This is a genomic window from Peribacillus sp. NPDC055009, assembly GCF_053608705.1.
The window spans coordinates 61,484-78,256 of record NZ_JBSGVZ010000010.1 but is presented as its reverse complement, the minus strand read 5'-3'; the positions used below and the strand labels follow the sequence as shown (position 1 = coordinate 78,256).

Sequence of the window (16,773 nt, the reverse complement as noted above, 5' to 3'; positions counted from 1 at the left end):
GTCACTGTTAAACTTAAATCATTTACCCAATGATGACGCGTTCTTTTGGATAATGGAAATTTTCCGTAACTTCTTTATGGCCTATGATATACAGGAGGGAGGTTATCCCGACACGGCCAATGAACATAATGATCATGATGACAATTTTACCGGTATTGCTGAGGTCAGGCGTTATTCCCATCGAAAGGCCGACTGAGCCGAAAGCCGAACATACCTCAAAAATGATTTGCATCAAAGTGAAATTTTCGGTAATTGATAAAATGAAGACCGCCATTATGCAAAGGAGGGATCCCATGATCATAACTGCAGTCGCTTTTCGGATATCATCGGGGTGAATTTCCCGTTTGAACACTTTAATGGAACGCCTTCCTCTCATAAAATTCCATAAAAATAGAATCATGATGGCTAATGTAGTTGTCCTGATTCCTCCCCCGACTGAACTTGGGGATGCTCCAATGAACATCAAAATGCTCATCAATAAAAGGGTCGGTTCCGAAAAGTCACTCACATTCATTGTTGCTAACCCGCCGCTTCGAGTATTGGAGGACATAAATAAAGAGTAGAAGAACGATTCATGCCAGCTCTTATTTTTAAAGAATCCATTTATTTCCAGGAGGTAAATCAGGATCGTTCCCCCAATTATAAGGGAAAAGAAGGTGACTGAGGTCAGCTTCGTGAACAAAGAAAAATGAAACTTATAAGTACGGGCCCTATTGGACAAAAACTCTTTCAGCTCAATTAAAACAGGAAACCCAATGGCGCCAAGGGTAAGCAGGATAATCGTAATGAACTGTACAAAATAATCGTCTTTAAATGGAATCATCGATATACCGGTAATATCAAAACCAGCATTCGTGGTGGCACTTACGGCTAAAAATAAGCCATTTAAAAAGGCCTCTTTCCAGTCTGGAAAAAAATTCAGAAAGTAAATACCTAAAACGAGAGCTCCAATCATTTCAATTACGACAAATATCTGAATGATTTGGATCAATAATTTAACAAGGCCCGAAAGATTCGATTGATTTTGATCAGTCATGATCAATTGCCTTTCCTTCAAACCGATTTTCTTTCCCACTATAAGCCAGAAAAAGGTTCCGAGTGTCATGATGCCAATACCGCCAAATTGGAGAACGAACATTAGAATGAAATAGCCTACCTCATTATACACTTCAGGCAAACTAACAACTGTCAGACCTGTCACACTAACTGCACTTACGGCTGTGAATAAAGCATCCATGAATTTAAATTCCACGCCTGGCTTCAGAGCAACCGGCAAGCTCAACAGTACGGTCGAGATAGTGACGGCCAAAAAATAATAACCGACAATAAGCTGAGCTGGTGTTAACTTTGATAATATTTTTTTGATAGCAAACATAAAGAGTTTCCTTTCTTACTCCTATATAGTTATGTGAATCACATAACCATTAAATATCTAGTTTACCTTTTTTTCATTCTTTTTTCCATTCTCTTTTAAAACTGACTTACTTACAACAAAAAGGCAGGTTTACCAATAAGTTTGGTACTGCTCATATAAGTAAAACTCGACATTCTACTTATACTATCATTACAGCGGCAAAAGCCGTTGAAAAAGTAAAGGGGAGATTTAAAAATGGCTAACAGCAGTAACAATCTTCTTGTTCCTGGAATCGAACAAGCATTAGAACAAATCAAATATGAAATTGCATCTGAATTCGGTGTACAATTAGGTTCCGATACTTCAGCACGTGCCAATGGTTCAGTTGGCGGAGAAATTACGAAACGCCTTGTACAACAAGCACAATCTCAACTTAAAGGTCAATAATTCCTAACACAATTAAATATCCATGGCTAAGAGTCCAGCTGCATGCTGGACTCTTTTTAATCATTATGTCCATTTCCTTTTCCATTATTGCCGATACCCCTTTTCGACTTATCCCAATCTTGTTTATTTTGCTTATGCTGTTTTGCTTGCTTATCTTGTTTATTTTGCTTATGCTGTTTTGCTTGCTTATCCCGATTAGCCTGCTTCACTTGGTTAGCTTGTTTATTTTTACTTTCGTGCTTTAAATGATCATTATTATTTTCTTTGGCTGAAGAAACTTTTTTCTCATCGAACTTTTTATCATTCTTTTCATTTTTCTGCTTGTTCTTTGATTGGTTGCTGTGGTCGCTTTCGGATTTTCCTTTTGTCTCGTTGCTTTTTTCCTTGTGTCCATTTATTGCATCCCGTTTTCCAATTGTATCTTCCCGTTCAGTTTGTTTCTTAATTTTGGAAACTTCCATACCCGCATTTTTCCGTTCAGTCGGTTTGGCTTCATTGGCCGGCTTTTGCTTTATTTCAATTTCATTATTCTCTTTTTTCTTTTCTCCATCCGATTTGTTTTCCGTACTCAGCGTTACGCTCTTCTCTTTCGGAATAACAACCTTATCCTCGACTTTTTTATCTGGTGCTGGAGCAGGCTCCCTCTTATTGACTTTTACCTTATCCTTATCTTCATTCAACTTCTTTTCGAGATACTTACCAGTGGATATGCCTTGTTCCCTTGCTTGCTTCCGATCGCTTTTTGTTGCCTGGATCACTTTCATTTTTGTGTTAGAAACATTATCCTGCTCAGAAATTTCTTTTATCTCTTCTTTTAAATTCTTATCCAGTTCTTTATCTTTTTCCAATAACGTTGTGGAAACCACAATTTGTTTATTTCCTTTCAAATAACCAAGTTGCTTCGTCGTTTCAACGATCCGGTTTGTAACAGTCTTTATATCCTTGCCTTTCCAGTCCTTCAGCTGACCAATCACAAGCTTGCCGTCTTCATTTAAACCGGTAAGTTTGAGAACTTCTAAATCATCGTCAAGCTCCAATTCAATGCTTGGATTCACATCTATCGTCATATATGCCGACACAGGACCAGAGAAATAAGAAGGAAGAATCGAAAACAGAATCAAGAAGGTGGAGGCAATGCTTAGCACGGCCGTTTTTTTGAAAGATGAATGAAAATTGGAAAAGGCTAAAGTGAACTTTTGTTTAGCAGGTGAAAAAGTGATTTCCTCACCCACTTCATATACCCGTTCCTGCCTTTTGGTTTTCAGAAATTCACCCTCGGGGGTCAATAGGGTAACAAATCGCTTATTAACTGAAAGAATAACTCCTTTTTTCATTCATCGATAGCCCCTTTTATATAATCATTCAAATACAAAAAATCTCCGTTTATTATGATTGCCACAGCAATGATGTACTTTCTGTTCCGTTCAATCGTTTTTCTGCTTACTTCCACTTTTCCCTCAAGCTGTTTTACGGGCAGCCGCTTTTTTGCAAACAGGATTTCTTTCAGTTCGTCATCTTCCATTAACAATTTAGCGATCATAATAGCTCCCTTCCTGGCATCTGCATGTTTGGGAGAGTTTTCAACTAAATCCTCAAATGACAGACCAAAATCCTCTAGATGGCTTATATAAAGCAGAATTTCTTCTTTTCTTCTTTCCGATTCCTTCTGCTTCTCGTATTCATTGATGGAATTTTCATTATCGATATATATATGGCTTTGCTCATTATCATCATTCAGTGATAAATCCAATAGGACTTCTTTTTGTTTGGACTGGCTTCTTATATAATCTATAACCCTTCGTTTAACGAGGGTTTCGGCAAATGCCAATAAAGAACGGCCTTTTTCCGGGGAATATTTATCGATTGCCTCGTTAAATGCAATCAGTCCAATACTGAATTCATCATCTGATTCGTATATGTAACGTTTGCAAACCGATGACACTGTTTTCGCAATAAAAGGTTTGAATGACTCTATGGTATCATTACGAAGGCTAATATCGCCTTGTTGAATTTTCAATACGGTTTCTTCTAAAGAACGCTTTTTTTTGAATGCTGTTAACAACAATCCAAGCATTTGCTCACCTCGCTCCTGTTGAACATAAAATACGCATCAACATACTTATCTTAAGCGGAGGGAGTCTAAAAGACAGTACCAAAAGAACTATTTTTGCATTAAAAATTAAATCACATAATATATCAACATGATAAAATACTTAGTTTTTTCTCGTTTATTACAGTGCAATTACAGTAAGTTATCTTTTTCCTGATTTTTGTCCAATACAATGGGACATTTGTCATTTTTATAACCGGAATTTAATATTCACATCTTTTAACATATCATTCGTAAACATCCCTGCGCTTTTGAGGGTCATCTCCAAAAATACATGAAAAAGCAAAAAAAACAGGCGTGACCAGCACGCCTGTTTTTTTAAGCTTCCTGTATTTTTTTCTCTTCTTTTTCTTTTTTTTCTTTTTTGCTTGAAATGATCCATGCACCTGCTGCAATTCCAATCAAAACGACCCAGAAAATCGATTTCCAAAGAGTTGATTCAGGGAAATGATGATCGATGACAGCCAGTGAAGGGTGTGCGAGTGTGTGTACCGCCAACTTCACTCCTACCCAACCCACTATCAAAAATGCAGCCGTTTCTAGGGAAGGACGCTGATGAAGCAACTTCACGAACCCATTTGCTGCAAATCGCATAATGATCAATCCAATCATGCCGCCGAGGAACATGATAGCGAATTGCCCTCCGTCAATACCGCCGACTTTCATCCAGCCTGTTTCAGGAAGTGTAACAGCCAGTGCGACAGCAGCCAACATCGAATCGATTGCGAAAGCTATATCAGCCGCTTCAACCTTTACCACGGTCATCCAAAAGCCGGATTGCTTTTTAGGTTTCGTGATTTCCTTCTCACCTTTACCAGCGTATTTTTTGTAAATGTGCTGAAAAGCAATGAAAAGTAAGTAAATCGCACCGATTGCTTGAACTTGCCACACCTCGACAAGAAAGGAAATAAGGAATAAGCTTGCAAAGCGGAAAACAAAAGCTCCCATCAAACCATAAAACAAGGCTTTTCGCTGTTGTTCTTTTGGCAAATGCTTAACCATGACAGCCATGACGACCGCATTATCCGCAGCAAGTATCCCTTCTAATCCAACCAAGATAAGAAGGACCCAGCCATATTCCAATAATATTGATGCTTCCATCCATTCAACCTCCAATAGTTAGTATTTCCTTCCTACTGGCATTGGCAAAATAAAAAGACCTCTGCCATATAGGCAAAGGTCTTGCTGAACATGAAAACATGTCAACAAAGCCGATGAATGTTTAACATTCACGTAATGACGACTTTGTTTTAGGGCGAACCCTAACGCTACTCCCCTTTGAAAAGGAAAATCAGTTATTAAGTATATTCATAGTATACGCGCTCGTTATGAAAATAACAATCTTTTTTATAAATGGATTTCATTTTCTGTACCCTTTGGAAATTTTAATCAATCGCATATATTCTTTGCCGAAACGAATCCAGTTCGGTTTGGCAGAAAAGTAGTTCTGAAACAGCGATAAAAAACTCGTGTATTTCCCTTCATATGGATACCATTGTATTTCTGTATTGTTTTTACCTTTATCGATCATGATCGCTTTTTCATGGCAGAAAATCTTTAATCCATGCTCGCCATGATAGCGGCCAACCCCACTTTGTTTGGCACCGCCAAATGGTAAATGATGATTAGCAACCGTTATCAGCACATCATTGATCGTCACCGCTCCTGTTACTAACCGAGACGCAATTTTGCTTGCTTTTTCACTATCCATCGTCCAAACGCTGGAATTGAGTCCATATTCACTTTCATTTGCCAGGGCGATCACTTCTTCCTCCGTATCAAAAGGCACAACAGGCAATACTGGTCCGAACGTTTCTTCTTTCATGATTTTCATGGAATGATCGACATTGGACAGAATCGTCGGCGGAATGAAATGGGTCTGTCCCGTTTTCCACTCTTTCGGAGGTATTCCGGCTTCAAGTACGGCCCCCTTATTCAGTGCATCCTCCAGTTGTCCAGCCACAATATCAACTTGTGCCGGGAAGGTCATTGAACCGATGTCATCCTGCGAATGCACCCCCTGCCTCATGGACTTCGTCTTTTCTTTAAGAAGCATGAGGAATTCCTTATAAACAGGACGTTCCACATAAACCCTTTCAACACTCATGCACACCTGCCCGCTATTTGTAAAAGCCCCCCAAAGCGCCCCGTTAACAGCCCGTTCCAGGTTGGCATCACGCAGAACGATCATCGGATCCTTCCCGCCAAGCTCCAAAGTCGTTGGGATCAGTTGTCTAGCTGCGACCTCACCAATCATTTTCCCAGTCCTTACAGATCCAGTAAAAAATATATAATCAGGCTTTTGCTCAGTTAATGCCGCACCCAGTTCTTTTCCTCCATGGGCAAACTGTATAATTCCGTCCGGGAAACCAGCTTCAAGAAACAGCTTTTCGATGCAAACCCCAACTAAAGGTGTTACCTCTGAGGGCTTGGCGATGACTGCATTTCCCGCTGCTAGAGCATTAAGAATGGGTACCATGGAAAGCTGCAGCGGATAATTCCATGGTGAAATGACGAGTATCGTTCCACGGGGCATATATTGGATATAAGATTTTTTTCCAATTAACATGAGCGGAGTGGTGACCTTTCGTCCGGAAAGAGTTTTCAATGCATGTTTCTCGATATGCTTTATTGCATCAATCGTTGGCATGATATCAGCAACCAGCGCTTCAATTTTCACTTTTCCCGTATCTTTTGAAATGACTTCAGCTATTTCATCCATTTTTTCTACCATCAATAAACGAAGCCGTTTTAAATAGTGCAGCCGTTCCTTGATGGAAAGATTCGACCATTCTTGGAACGCATGTCTTGATTTCTTATATATATGAGGAATCGACTTCAATGGCGTTGGCACGATTTCCGCAATCTTCTCACCTGTTGCCGGAGAAAACACTTCCAGCTTGTCATATATCTCTTCCATAACTACTCCCCTTGCTTAACCTTATTTTTATTGGTACTCCCTATCATTCTTATGCTTTTAATTAAGATCGACCAAGGAGGTAGGCCTTCCCTAATTCACTAAACGTAACGTACGAGGTTTTTCCACCCCTCTTTATATCATGCCAGAGACGCAGGAGCCTGTATAATATAATCCATTGGAACCAAGTTCACAACCGGTTCGCTCTCTTCATTAAATCCCTGCACCATTCCGTGCCACATAACCGGGGCTAAAATAAGTATACCTTTTAAGATGAGTCACTCTAACAAATTTGTTTACAGTATCCACTTCATCACATCAGGTTTTTCCATAAATAACCTTAAATAGTAATCTTCCAGACTTAACAGAACCGCCAAATGGAATATATAGTAAAAATTTTTCAGTTATTAAAAGGAGTATTCACGTTTGCTATCGAAGATAATGTATAGGAATCCGAATTGGGCTATTAGCAAAAAGGAAATCCGGCATACAAGTTTCTCGGTTTTAGTGTTTAATATTGGTTTATGGAGGATAAATTCATATATCGAATAAAAATTATTATCTATATAAACGATTTTCCGTTACTATATAAGAAGGCGATTTTTTCGCGCATACATATTTGAGGTGAGCGCACAAGTGAAAAGAATAATTAAAGCATACGACTTCCCTATTTTCATCGCTGTCGTATTACTCTGTTTGTTTGGTTTAGTCATGATTTACAGTTCGAGCATGATTACTGCTGTTGCTCGATACGGCATGCCTATGGATTTCTTCTTTGAGAAACAAAAAACGGCCTTTCTCATTTCATTCGTGGCAATGATCGTCACGATGATTCTTCCTTATAAGATGTACAAAAACAAAATGTTCTTGATGTCTATGATGTTTGGAATGGCCGGTATCCTTTTGCTCCTCTTTATCTTCGGCCATACAGCAGGAAATGCCACAAGCTGGTTCAAATTAGGGACAAAGTCGATTCAACCCGCTGAATTTTCCAAGTTAGCCATGATTATTTATTTGGCAGCCATTTATGGAAAAAGGCAGGATCGAATCAATAGTATTGATAAAGCCGTCATCCCGCCGATTTTCTTTCTTGTATTCATATGCTTTTTAATCGGAATACAACCTGACTATGGAACGGCAGCGGTCATTTTCCTGATTTCAAGTACCATGATCATTTCATCCGGTATGTCCTTTAAGAGTATATTCAAACTCTCTTTGATTACTGCGATTTTCGTTGCCATATTTGCACTAGGTGTAATAGTGACAGGAAATTTTTCTTCCGTTCTTTCTGAAAATAAGATGTCTCGTTTTACGGGGTTTGCAGATCCTTTCGGAACGGCAGGAGAAAGCGGGTATCAACTCGTAAATTCACTTTTCGCGATAGGATCCGGCGGCCTTACTGGAGTGGGTCTTGGTGACAGTGTACAAAAATACGGATACCTGCCTGAATCACATACTGATTTCATCATGTCTGTCATTGCAGAAGAGCTCGGGATATTCGGAGTGGGGTTCGTGTTATTGACACTAGGTTTTATCGTTTTAAGGGGATATATACTTTCAGCAAAATGCAAGGATCCATTTGGAAGCCTTTTATTGATCGGCATCTCATCCATGATCGGCATTCAAGTCGGCATCAACGTTGGCGGAGTGACTGGACTTATCCCTATTACAGGGATCACCCTTCCATTCATCAGTTATGGAGGATCTTCCTTACTGCTGCTCATGCTTTCAATGGGCATATTCCAAAATGTCGTTATGCGAATGAACTTGCTTGAACAGAAAGAAAAGGTCGTGTCCATCCCAAAAGATGAGATTGCGTCCTCAAAATAATCGTTCAAATACCCCCTGACATTTCTGTTCATGTCAGGGGGTCCCCTTCTCTATAAGGTTATGGAACTTCACATAAAAAAACAGGCAGTCGAGACCCGACCGCCTGTTTTTTTTATTTATAATGGATACCGATTTTCGTAAAGCCAGAAATCAGACTGAGTAAAGGACAAAGCAGGCAGAAGAATGCAAATGGGGCATATTCAAGGGTTGAAACACCCAATACCTGTGTCAGGAATACACCGCAGACACCCCAAGGAACCAGAGGATTCACAACTGTTCCTGCATCTTCAAGTACCCTCGCAAGCGTTTTGGGCTGCAAGCCTAAATCTTCATATTTCTGCTGAAAGGCTTTCCCAGGCAGTATAACTGACAAATACTGTTCACCCACCAGGAAATTCACGCTGATTCCTGCAAATACAGTAGCGGAAATCACTTTCGCTACACTCGTCAATGAATCCTGGATCGCTTTTAAAATAGAAGGTATGACTCCCAATTCGAACAATAGTCCGCCCATGGCCAATGCCAACAACACCATCGAAACGGAGAACATCATACTTTCAATTCCGCCCCGCGATAAGATTGAGTCAAGTTGATCCATTCCACTCTTGAGTACAAATCCGCCGTATAAAATATCTGCCAGTTTTGCAACCGTCAAATTAGGCGTTTGAATGAAAGCGATGATGGCTGCCGAAATGATTCCTGCCGACAATGTCGGAATGGCTGACACCTTTTTCAAAGCCATGATTAGAACGATGACAAACGGAATCAAACTCCATATGCTTATATTCGTTTCCATTTCCAAGGCTTTGGTCATGGCTTCGATTTCCTCAACACGAGCAACTTTGACATTCGGTGAAAGGAAGTAAAAGATGATAAGTGATATTAAAAAACCTGGAATCGTAGTCCATAGCATATTATTAATATGTTCAAATAATGGTGCTCCAACCGTTCCAGATGCAAGGTTGGTAGAGTCGGATAATGGAGACATTTTATCCCCAAGAAATGCACCGGAAATGATTGCACCGGCTGTAATCGCCAACGATAAATCCATCGCCGCCGCCATACCTATTAAAGCAACGCCGATAGTGGCTGATGTTGTAAGTGAACTCCCGATACAGAGCCCAATTAGCGAACACACCAAAAATGTGATTGCATAAAAATATTCACCAGAAATCCAGTCAAACCCATAGAACATGATGGTAGGGATCGTCCCGCTTGCCATCCATATGGAAATCAGCATTCCAATGAAAAAGAATATATAAATGGCTCCCATACCAGTACCTGCACCTTTGACTATAGCCGCCTCCATAATTGAAAATGGCAGCTTCTTGATCTTCCCATAAACAAATAAGAAAAGGATTGCCGCTATTATTGGAATATGGGGGGCAAGTCCATAATGTATGATACCAGTTGCAATGATTAAGAATAGAATGGCCAAAACCCCAATTGCTTCAAGTAAGGAGAGTTTTAGCTTTGCATCTTCAAGACGCATGATGTTTTTCCCCGCTTTCATGTTGTGTATTCTCTGAGGTAAGGATCGGACCTTTTCACTCCTCATAATTACTGAAACGCTTTTAAGCGCTAAAGTTACTAGCTAAATATAAAGGAGTTTCAGGAGATTGTCAAAGGAATAATAATCTATTTTAGTAGATATTAATTTTCCCAGTGTATTTCCCTATAATTACTTTTAGGTGATTCGATCATTATCTGAGCTAATTGAAATGCCTTGGCTATCTCATTGTTCTTCGCTAAATAATGAACAGTTTTTTCTCACAATGATCGATCAGGACCATGTAGCCTGTTTTTAAGGAAAAAGATGGCCATCTGGACTTGGCGAGGGGTAAATATGGTCTAAATGTCGAGGAGGTCAAATATTCTGAAAAACTGCTCCAAGTTCAATAAAAAAATCAAAAGGGTTTCCGAAAGGGACCATTCCGAAACCCTTTTGTCTACAAACTGAAAGCCCGTGTATATAACACGGGCTTCTTCATTATTTCAAATCCATTGGATTATATAATTCCACATCAGGATTTTTATCTTGGAACCAACGAAGAGCAAACTCATTTTCAAATAAGAATGCATATTTATCAAACCGATCTTTAACAAGGATGCTTCTTGAGCTATGAAGATTTTCATCAAGCTTTTCATCTTCAGCCCAACGTGTAATCTTACTGCCCATGCGCTCCATCACGACTTCAACATTGTACTCGTTCCTCATTCGATGCTCGAATACTTCGAATTGAAGTTGCCCAACCGCACCAAGCAGATATTCTTCCATCCGGACCGTTTTGAAGAGCTGAATTGCCCCTTCTTGTACAAGTTGGTTAATTCCTTTATGGAAGTGTTTCTGTTTCATGACGTTTTTAGCTGTTACCCTCATGAATAGTTCCGGTGTAAACTGAGGCAGCCTTTCAAACTGAAACATGTCTTTGCTTGTTGTAATCGTATCGCCAATTTGGTAGTTACCTGTATCATATAAACCGATGATATCTCCGCTTACCGCTTCATTTACGGTGTTCCGATCATCAGCCATGAATTGAGTGGAAGAAGAAAGGTTGATTGGTTTTCCTGTCCTGCTCAGGTTGACGCTCATCCCACGTTCGAATTTACCGGAGCAAATGCGAAGGAAAGCGATCCGGTCACGGTGTTTTGGGTTCATATTCGCTTGGATCTTGAAAATGAAACCAGAAAAATCATTACTGACAGGGTCCATTTCACCTGACGTTGTCATCCGCGCTTGTGGAGCTGGTGCAAATTTCAGATAAGCATCCAAAAACGTCTGAACACCGAACGTCGTTAAAGCACTCCCGAAAAATACGGGACTAAGTTTTCCATTCGCAATGTTTTCTTCAGAGAATTGGTTACCCGCTTCCGTCAACAGCATGATTTCTTCCAAAGTTTGCTCATATAACTGGGAATCCTTAAGTTTATGATCCACTTCGAGTTCACCTTCGTCATTCAATGGAAGGAAACGCTCTTCCCCTTCCGTTTTGAACTGTTCAATCCGATTATTGAACCTGTCGTAAATGCCCACGAAGTCTTTTCCCATCCCAATCGGCCAGTTCATTGGATATGTTTCTATACCTAATACCTCTTCGAGTTCGGCAAGCAATTCTAGCGGCGTTTTACCTTGTCGGTCCATTTTATTGATAAAAGTGAAAATCGGGATACCCCTCATCCGGCATACTTTGAATAATTTAACCGTCTGATCCTCGATACCTTTTGCCGAGTCGATGATCATCACGGCGCTATCAACAGCCATCAGTGTACGATATGTGTCTTCACTGAAATCTTGGTGGCCTGGTGTATCGAGAATATTGACACGGAAATCATCATAATCGAATTGCATGACTGAAGATGTAACGGAAATTCCCCGTTGCTTTTCAATCTCCATCCAGTCACTTGTTGCATACTTCCCTGTTTTTCTAGCTTTAACTGTTCCGGCATCACGGATCGCGCCGCCAAACAGCAATAATTTTTCTGTCAAAGTCGTTTTCCCTGCATCCGGGTGAGAGATGATTGCGAAGGTCCGTCGGGATTGAACCTCGTCTTTTAAAGTAGTCATAAAATGTTCCTTTCATTATTGGAGTCATCAATAAAAAAATTTATAGGGGGTTCATTTGTATTATTTACATTGGAATGGCAACCTTTCTTTGTATGCAAAAATCCTGATCATACACAATATATGTAAGAAGAAATATATCATAAGGCTTAAACCTTGGCTACCTGCATTCATTTCAATCAACCTTTCTATTTTAACACGATATGAAGGAAAGATGTAGAGGTGAATGAATCACCATAAGGGGTTTTGTTCAGATGGCAAAACAAAAGACGCTTAATCAGCGCCCCTTATCTTAATCCATATGGTTACAGTTCATTTATTCATGGTTTAACTTATTTACCTTGCAGGTTTAATCGCTTTTTGATTCCGCTTGTTCTTCCAGCGTTTTTTTACTTCCTTGAATATGATTGGAGCAGCAAAAATGAGGGCCCTTTTTAATAATTTCTTCATTTTTCATCAGTCCTTTCTTTCTTACTTATCCTATACCCGATTATTTTCGTGAAAAACTTTAATGCCAAATTGTTTTCCTATTCTCCACTCTAAAGGCTTTTCCTATTGGCCCGGTCAAATTTCAATCCAGGAAACTCCTGTGCGACAATACCGTTATGCTTCCCCTTATAAAACCTGTCTAATAATATTTTCCCTAATGGGAATGTATAAATTAATTCCATTTGTTTTATCCTTTATAAAGGTGGGTATATATTAAAAAAATGGAAATTGCCTCATAAGAGGCTTTCACATATTATCAAGCATCTTCGTATGATGATTTTAACTTGAATGAGGGTGCTGGATAATGTGTGAAATTGATTTTTCCATCACGGTAAAATCATCACCATTAATATTTTTTAACTTTTTAGGAGGATTCATCGAATGACAGTAACAGGTAAAGTAAAATGGTTCAATAGTGACAAAGGATTTGGATTTATCGAAGTACCAAACGAAGACGATGTTTTCGTACATTTTTCCGCCATTCAAGGAGAAGGTTTCAAGAGCCTTGATGAAGGTCAAGAGGTTGAATTTGAAATCGAAGAAGGAAACCGCGGACCCCAAGCTAAAAACGTCGTAAAACTCTAAAGCATAGATACACAAACATATTGATGGACAATGGAAAAGGATGCCGCCCAGATTGGGCGGCATCCTTTCCTTTATATGTTATATGTACAAGCGGCATATTCACGTTATCTTTCATTAAAATGATCCAAAATGAAGCCGGGAACATGTTCACCAGAAAAACTCTTGATGTCCACATCTCTGCTTTCTTTATAATAAAAGGCAGCTGAGTACTCCCCGCCCCAATCGATTTGGGCATTATCAATGGCCGTCTCGATTTCCGAAGCGGTCTTAATTTTCAAGCGGTTTGGCTGTTGTTCAATCTGCTGTGCGATTTCACTTTCAGAAAACGAATGATAAACTTTCGAATCGGTCTTCGCAACCAGTATATAAGAGACATCATCAACCATTAACCTTGCTTTTTCCGATTGTCCGGTACTTTCCATCCATTTTGAAAACTGAGTATATGAAGAGTCCCAATTCATATAAATGGTTTTGTCATTATGCAAAAGAATGTCGATGGAGGCATAAGTACCAAAAGAAGATGTCATTTGGTCGAACGATTGATTATTCAGATCCTCCGACAATGCGTTTACGGCTGCTTCCAGCTGTTGACCGTCCGTGATCGTTATTGATTTGTCCACTTGTCCGCTCGCCGTTATCTTGATTTTAGATACGTCATCAGCAGAAACATTCAATAACTCATTAACCATTTTTTTATATTCATTCGACTCATAAATTTTAGCCAATAGCGGTTTGTATGAGTCGTAGTTTTGCAAATGATACTCCCTTGCTAACCGTTTTCCATTCTTGAGTTCATACAGCAGGAATACGGATTGTCCATCATTCAATTCACCAATGGAAACCTTTTTACCCTTATCGATAATTTCCTGATGCAATAACCTGATCGCTTCTATATTTTCCTTCTCTTTAAGATAATTGGAAGCGTTATCCGATGTGTCACCATCTTCAAAAAATAAAGGAGAATTGCCAATATAAATTTGGCTAATCATTTTTTCATCAGGAATCTTGGCCTTATACTGAAGGGGATCTATTTTTATAATGAGTGCCAGCACAATGATAGCCACTATAAATGCTGCATAACCTTTCTTGTTGACCCGTATTCGCCAAGTCTTTTGCAGGACCATTTCCCCTAAATAATATCCAAGTAAAGAACCGATGGTATATCCGAAGAAAATCCACCCTGGTTGGCTTGTCGTTTCGCTAAAATACAGTCCTGTAAACAGCATCATGCATAATGTCAGGCCGAATTTAAATAATGGCTTAATCTTCGGATAAACAAATGCCTGCGATACATGCTCCAGTTTTCTCCTCTCATAGAGAAAAAGAGAACTAATCAGAAAAAGTAAGGTTAATATACTATAAATTAAAGTATTAACAGATAAAAAGTCTATTTTTTCCATCTCTGTTGCTGCTAATAAGGGGGAGATGCCATTCATATTGGAGCCTAGATAATAATCTGCAGAAAATCCTGCTATCAAAAACTTCACATTGGCTGCAAACAGTACAAACAACCCCACCGGCAAAGCAAGAAAAATATAGGTCAGCAGTCCTTGAAAGGCAGATAATCCCGTCACCATGCCAATTAAAACGGCAACAGAAAAGATCAAAGCTTCCAAAATAAATGTAGTCCCCATCCATGACCATATATCAGGCATGGTATATAGCGTTTCTATATCAATTGCCGAGTGGAATAGTATCAAAATTAAACCTGTAAATAATATCGGCAAACCCAAGAAGCCAATTCCCGTCCCAATCATATGAATGTAGATGCTGCGTCTAGTAATCGGTAAACTATGAATAAAGTCAGAGGCTTGTTTCACTTGTAAAAACCGAAAAAGGAAGATGGCAAGTAATACTGGAATAACGATGACCAAGACAAACTGTATCATCTGCTGACAGGAAAAGAGGTTTTCAAATTTCACATATTCATTGTTCTCATTCAAGATATTCGCTAACATTTCCAAAGGCAGCGCAAATATGAGGCCGACGAGATACAGGAAACCAATCCAGCCAGTGCTTCTGAAAATATAGATAATCAATTCTCTATTAAACCAGGTTATTCTGGATGACATAACCGATATCCCCCATTTCATAAATGAATATCTCCTCTAGAGTAAGGGGGAGAATATCTAGTATTTCTGGCTGAAACTGATTAAAGTGCGATTTAATCATGGATTCTTTACCTTTAACGATGCAAACGATCACGCTGCCGCGTCTTTCCTTGTTGAGAATTTGAATTCCGCGGTATAAACCGTGGGGAATTTTATGTTTAAAGGCGATTTGCACTTTGTGTACATCAGCTTTTAAGTCATTCAAATCCTTTTGGATCACAAGCTCACCCCTATGTAAAATCCCTACATGATCGGCTAAATCTTCAATTTCCCGGAGATTATGGGACGATAGTAAAATCGTCATATCCCTTTCCGATACATCCTGAATCAACAACTGCCTCACATTTTTACGCATGACCGGATCTAACCCATCAAACGGTTCATCCAGGATGAGAACTTCCGGCATCGTCGAGAGTGCGAGCCAAAAAGCAACCTGTCTTTGCATACCCTTCGATAGTTTATGAATTTTATTTTGTACGGGTATCGGAAATACTTCCTGTAATTGATAGAAACGGTCTTGATTCCATTCACTATAAATATGACTATAAAAACTTGCCATTTGCATGATCGTATAGTTAGCCAGGAAATAAGGCGTATCAGGAAGGAAGAAACAACGATTTTTCACTTCACGGTTTTCAAACACGTATGATCGATCAATTAGAACTTCTCCTGCATCCTGTATCAGATTGCCTGAAAGCATTTTTAATAAAGTCGTTTTCCCCGCCCCATTTGAACCTAATAACCCGAATATGGAGCCTTTTTGTATGACCAAGGTGACGTTTTTGATCGCTTCTTTTCCTTCATATAATTTACTCACCTGTTTTATTTCAATCATGAATCTCCCCCCTTTGCCAATGGACTGATTTCCTTTATCAACCTATAAATTTCATGTTTATCGATTCCGATATAAAGAGCTTCAGCGAGTACCCTTGAAAGCTCGTTTCTGATCTTTTCTTCTTTCAATGAATTTTTCAAGGATTTAGGAGGAGCTACGAAATTCCCTTTGCCTGGTAATGTATATATAAACCCGTCAGATTCAAGCTGCTTGTACGCTTTCTGGATCGTATTTGGATTGATGGTCAATTCCTGAGCCAATATTCGAATAGATGGTAGCTGATTATGTTCCTGTAAAACTTCATTGATCATTAGTTCCTTTAACTTATCCATCAATTGCTCATATATCGGCTTTCCATTTTGAACATCCAGCTCAAACATCATAAACCCTCCTTGCAAATGGGTGTATTACATCTCCTAATACAGTAAATTATAAAACAATATCTTCCAATTTAAAACCAATTTAAAACCATTTTCACACAATACTCTTCATAAACTCGCTTTCATTTTGTTTAACAAGACTTACAGGAGGGA

Annotated in this window: 13 protein-coding genes; 3 read left to right on the top strand and 10 right to left on the bottom strand. The window is 39.2% G+C overall.

Annotation, left to right across the window (positions count from 1 at the left end):
- Positions 1–22: 22 nt before the first annotated feature.
- The gene (locus ACWF5P_RS16245; protein ID WP_101224485.1) at positions 23–1,375 is read right to left on the bottom strand and encodes a TrkH family potassium uptake protein; all 1,353 of its coding nucleotides are present in this window, start codon (positions 1,373–1,375) and stop codon (positions 23–25) included.
- Between the two features lie 234 nt (positions 1,376–1,609).
- Here ACWF5P_RS16245 and ACWF5P_RS16240 point away from each other — a divergent pair, with 234 nt between their 5' ends.
- Positions 1,610–1,801, top strand: a complete 192-nt coding sequence (locus ACWF5P_RS16240) for an alpha/beta-type small acid-soluble spore protein (protein ID WP_034314196.1) — start codon at positions 1,610–1,612, stop codon at positions 1,799–1,801.
- Positions 1,802–1,857: 56 nt separating this feature from the next.
- Here the strand turns inward: ACWF5P_RS16240 and ACWF5P_RS16235 are convergent, their stop codons facing one another.
- The 4 genes from ACWF5P_RS16235 to ACWF5P_RS16220 form a co-directional block, all read right to left on the bottom strand.
- Positions 1,858–3,135: an anti-sigma-I factor RsgI family protein gene (locus ACWF5P_RS16235; protein ID WP_434168982.1), complete on the bottom strand. Its 1,278-nt coding sequence runs from the start codon at positions 3,133–3,135 to the stop codon at positions 1,858–1,860.
- On the bottom strand, positions 3,132–3,875 hold the full coding sequence (gene sigI, locus ACWF5P_RS16230) for an RNA polymerase sigma factor SigI (RefSeq protein WP_434168981.1): 744 nt from the start codon (positions 3,873–3,875) through the stop codon (positions 3,132–3,134). The genes ACWF5P_RS16235 and sigI overlap by 4 nt, the downstream gene beginning before the upstream one ends.
- A gap of 354 nt (positions 3,876–4,229) precedes the next feature.
- A complete protein-coding gene (locus ACWF5P_RS16225) occupies positions 4,230–5,012 on the bottom strand; it encodes a TerC family protein (RefSeq protein WP_434168980.1) in 783 nt (260 codons plus the stop codon).
- A gap of 259 nt (positions 5,013–5,271) precedes the next feature.
- Complete coding sequence (locus tag ACWF5P_RS16220; RefSeq protein WP_434168979.1) at positions 5,272–6,831, bottom strand: aldehyde dehydrogenase family protein; 1,560 nt, start codon at positions 6,829–6,831, stop codon at positions 5,272–5,274.
- 633 nt (positions 6,832–7,464) lie between these two features.
- Between ACWF5P_RS16220 and ACWF5P_RS16215 the strand changes: the two genes are divergently transcribed.
- Complete coding sequence (locus ACWF5P_RS16215; protein ID WP_434168978.1) at positions 7,465–8,658, top strand: FtsW/RodA/SpoVE family cell cycle protein; 1,194 nt, start codon at positions 7,465–7,467, stop codon at positions 8,656–8,658.
- A 112-nt stretch (positions 8,659–8,770) separates the two neighbouring features.
- On the opposite strand, the gene nhaC is transcribed toward ACWF5P_RS16215, so the two are convergent.
- Complete coding sequence (gene nhaC, locus ACWF5P_RS16210; protein WP_434168977.1) at positions 8,771–10,171, bottom strand: Na+/H+ antiporter NhaC; 1,401 nt, start codon at positions 10,169–10,171, stop codon at positions 8,771–8,773.
- Positions 10,172–10,648: 477 nt separating this feature from the next.
- Positions 10,649–12,223 carry a peptide chain release factor 3 gene (locus ACWF5P_RS16205; RefSeq protein WP_076366909.1) on the bottom strand — a complete coding sequence of 525 codons (1,575 nt, stop codon included), beginning with the start codon at positions 12,221–12,223 and terminating at the stop codon, positions 10,649–10,651.
- Between the two features lie 867 nt (positions 12,224–13,090).
- Between ACWF5P_RS16205 and ACWF5P_RS16200 the strand changes: the two genes are divergently transcribed.
- Entirely contained in the window at positions 13,091–13,294 is a 204-nt protein-coding gene (locus tag ACWF5P_RS16200; RefSeq protein ID WP_061462203.1) for a cold-shock protein, read from the top strand.
- Positions 13,295–13,398: 104 nt separating this feature from the next.
- Here ACWF5P_RS16200 and ACWF5P_RS16195 read toward each other — a convergent pair whose 3' ends face one another.
- From ACWF5P_RS16195 to ACWF5P_RS16185, 3 genes are read right to left on the bottom strand one after another with little or no spacing between them, the layout of a single operon-like run.
- Positions 13,399–15,366: a DUF6449 domain-containing protein gene (locus ACWF5P_RS16195; protein WP_452445073.1), complete on the bottom strand. Its 1,968-nt coding sequence runs from the start codon at positions 15,364–15,366 to the stop codon at positions 13,399–13,401.
- Entirely contained in the window at positions 15,341–16,240 is a 900-nt protein-coding gene (locus ACWF5P_RS16190; RefSeq protein WP_101224477.1) for an ABC transporter ATP-binding protein, read from the bottom strand. Before ACWF5P_RS16190 ends, ACWF5P_RS16195 begins: the two co-directional genes overlap by 26 nt.
- Positions 16,237–16,620, bottom strand: coding sequence for a GntR family transcriptional regulator (locus ACWF5P_RS16185; RefSeq protein ID WP_101224476.1), 384 nt, complete (start codon positions 16,618–16,620; stop codon positions 16,237–16,239). The genes ACWF5P_RS16190 and ACWF5P_RS16185 overlap by 4 nt, the downstream gene beginning before the upstream one ends.
- Between the last annotated feature and the right edge of the window lie 153 nt (positions 16,621–16,773).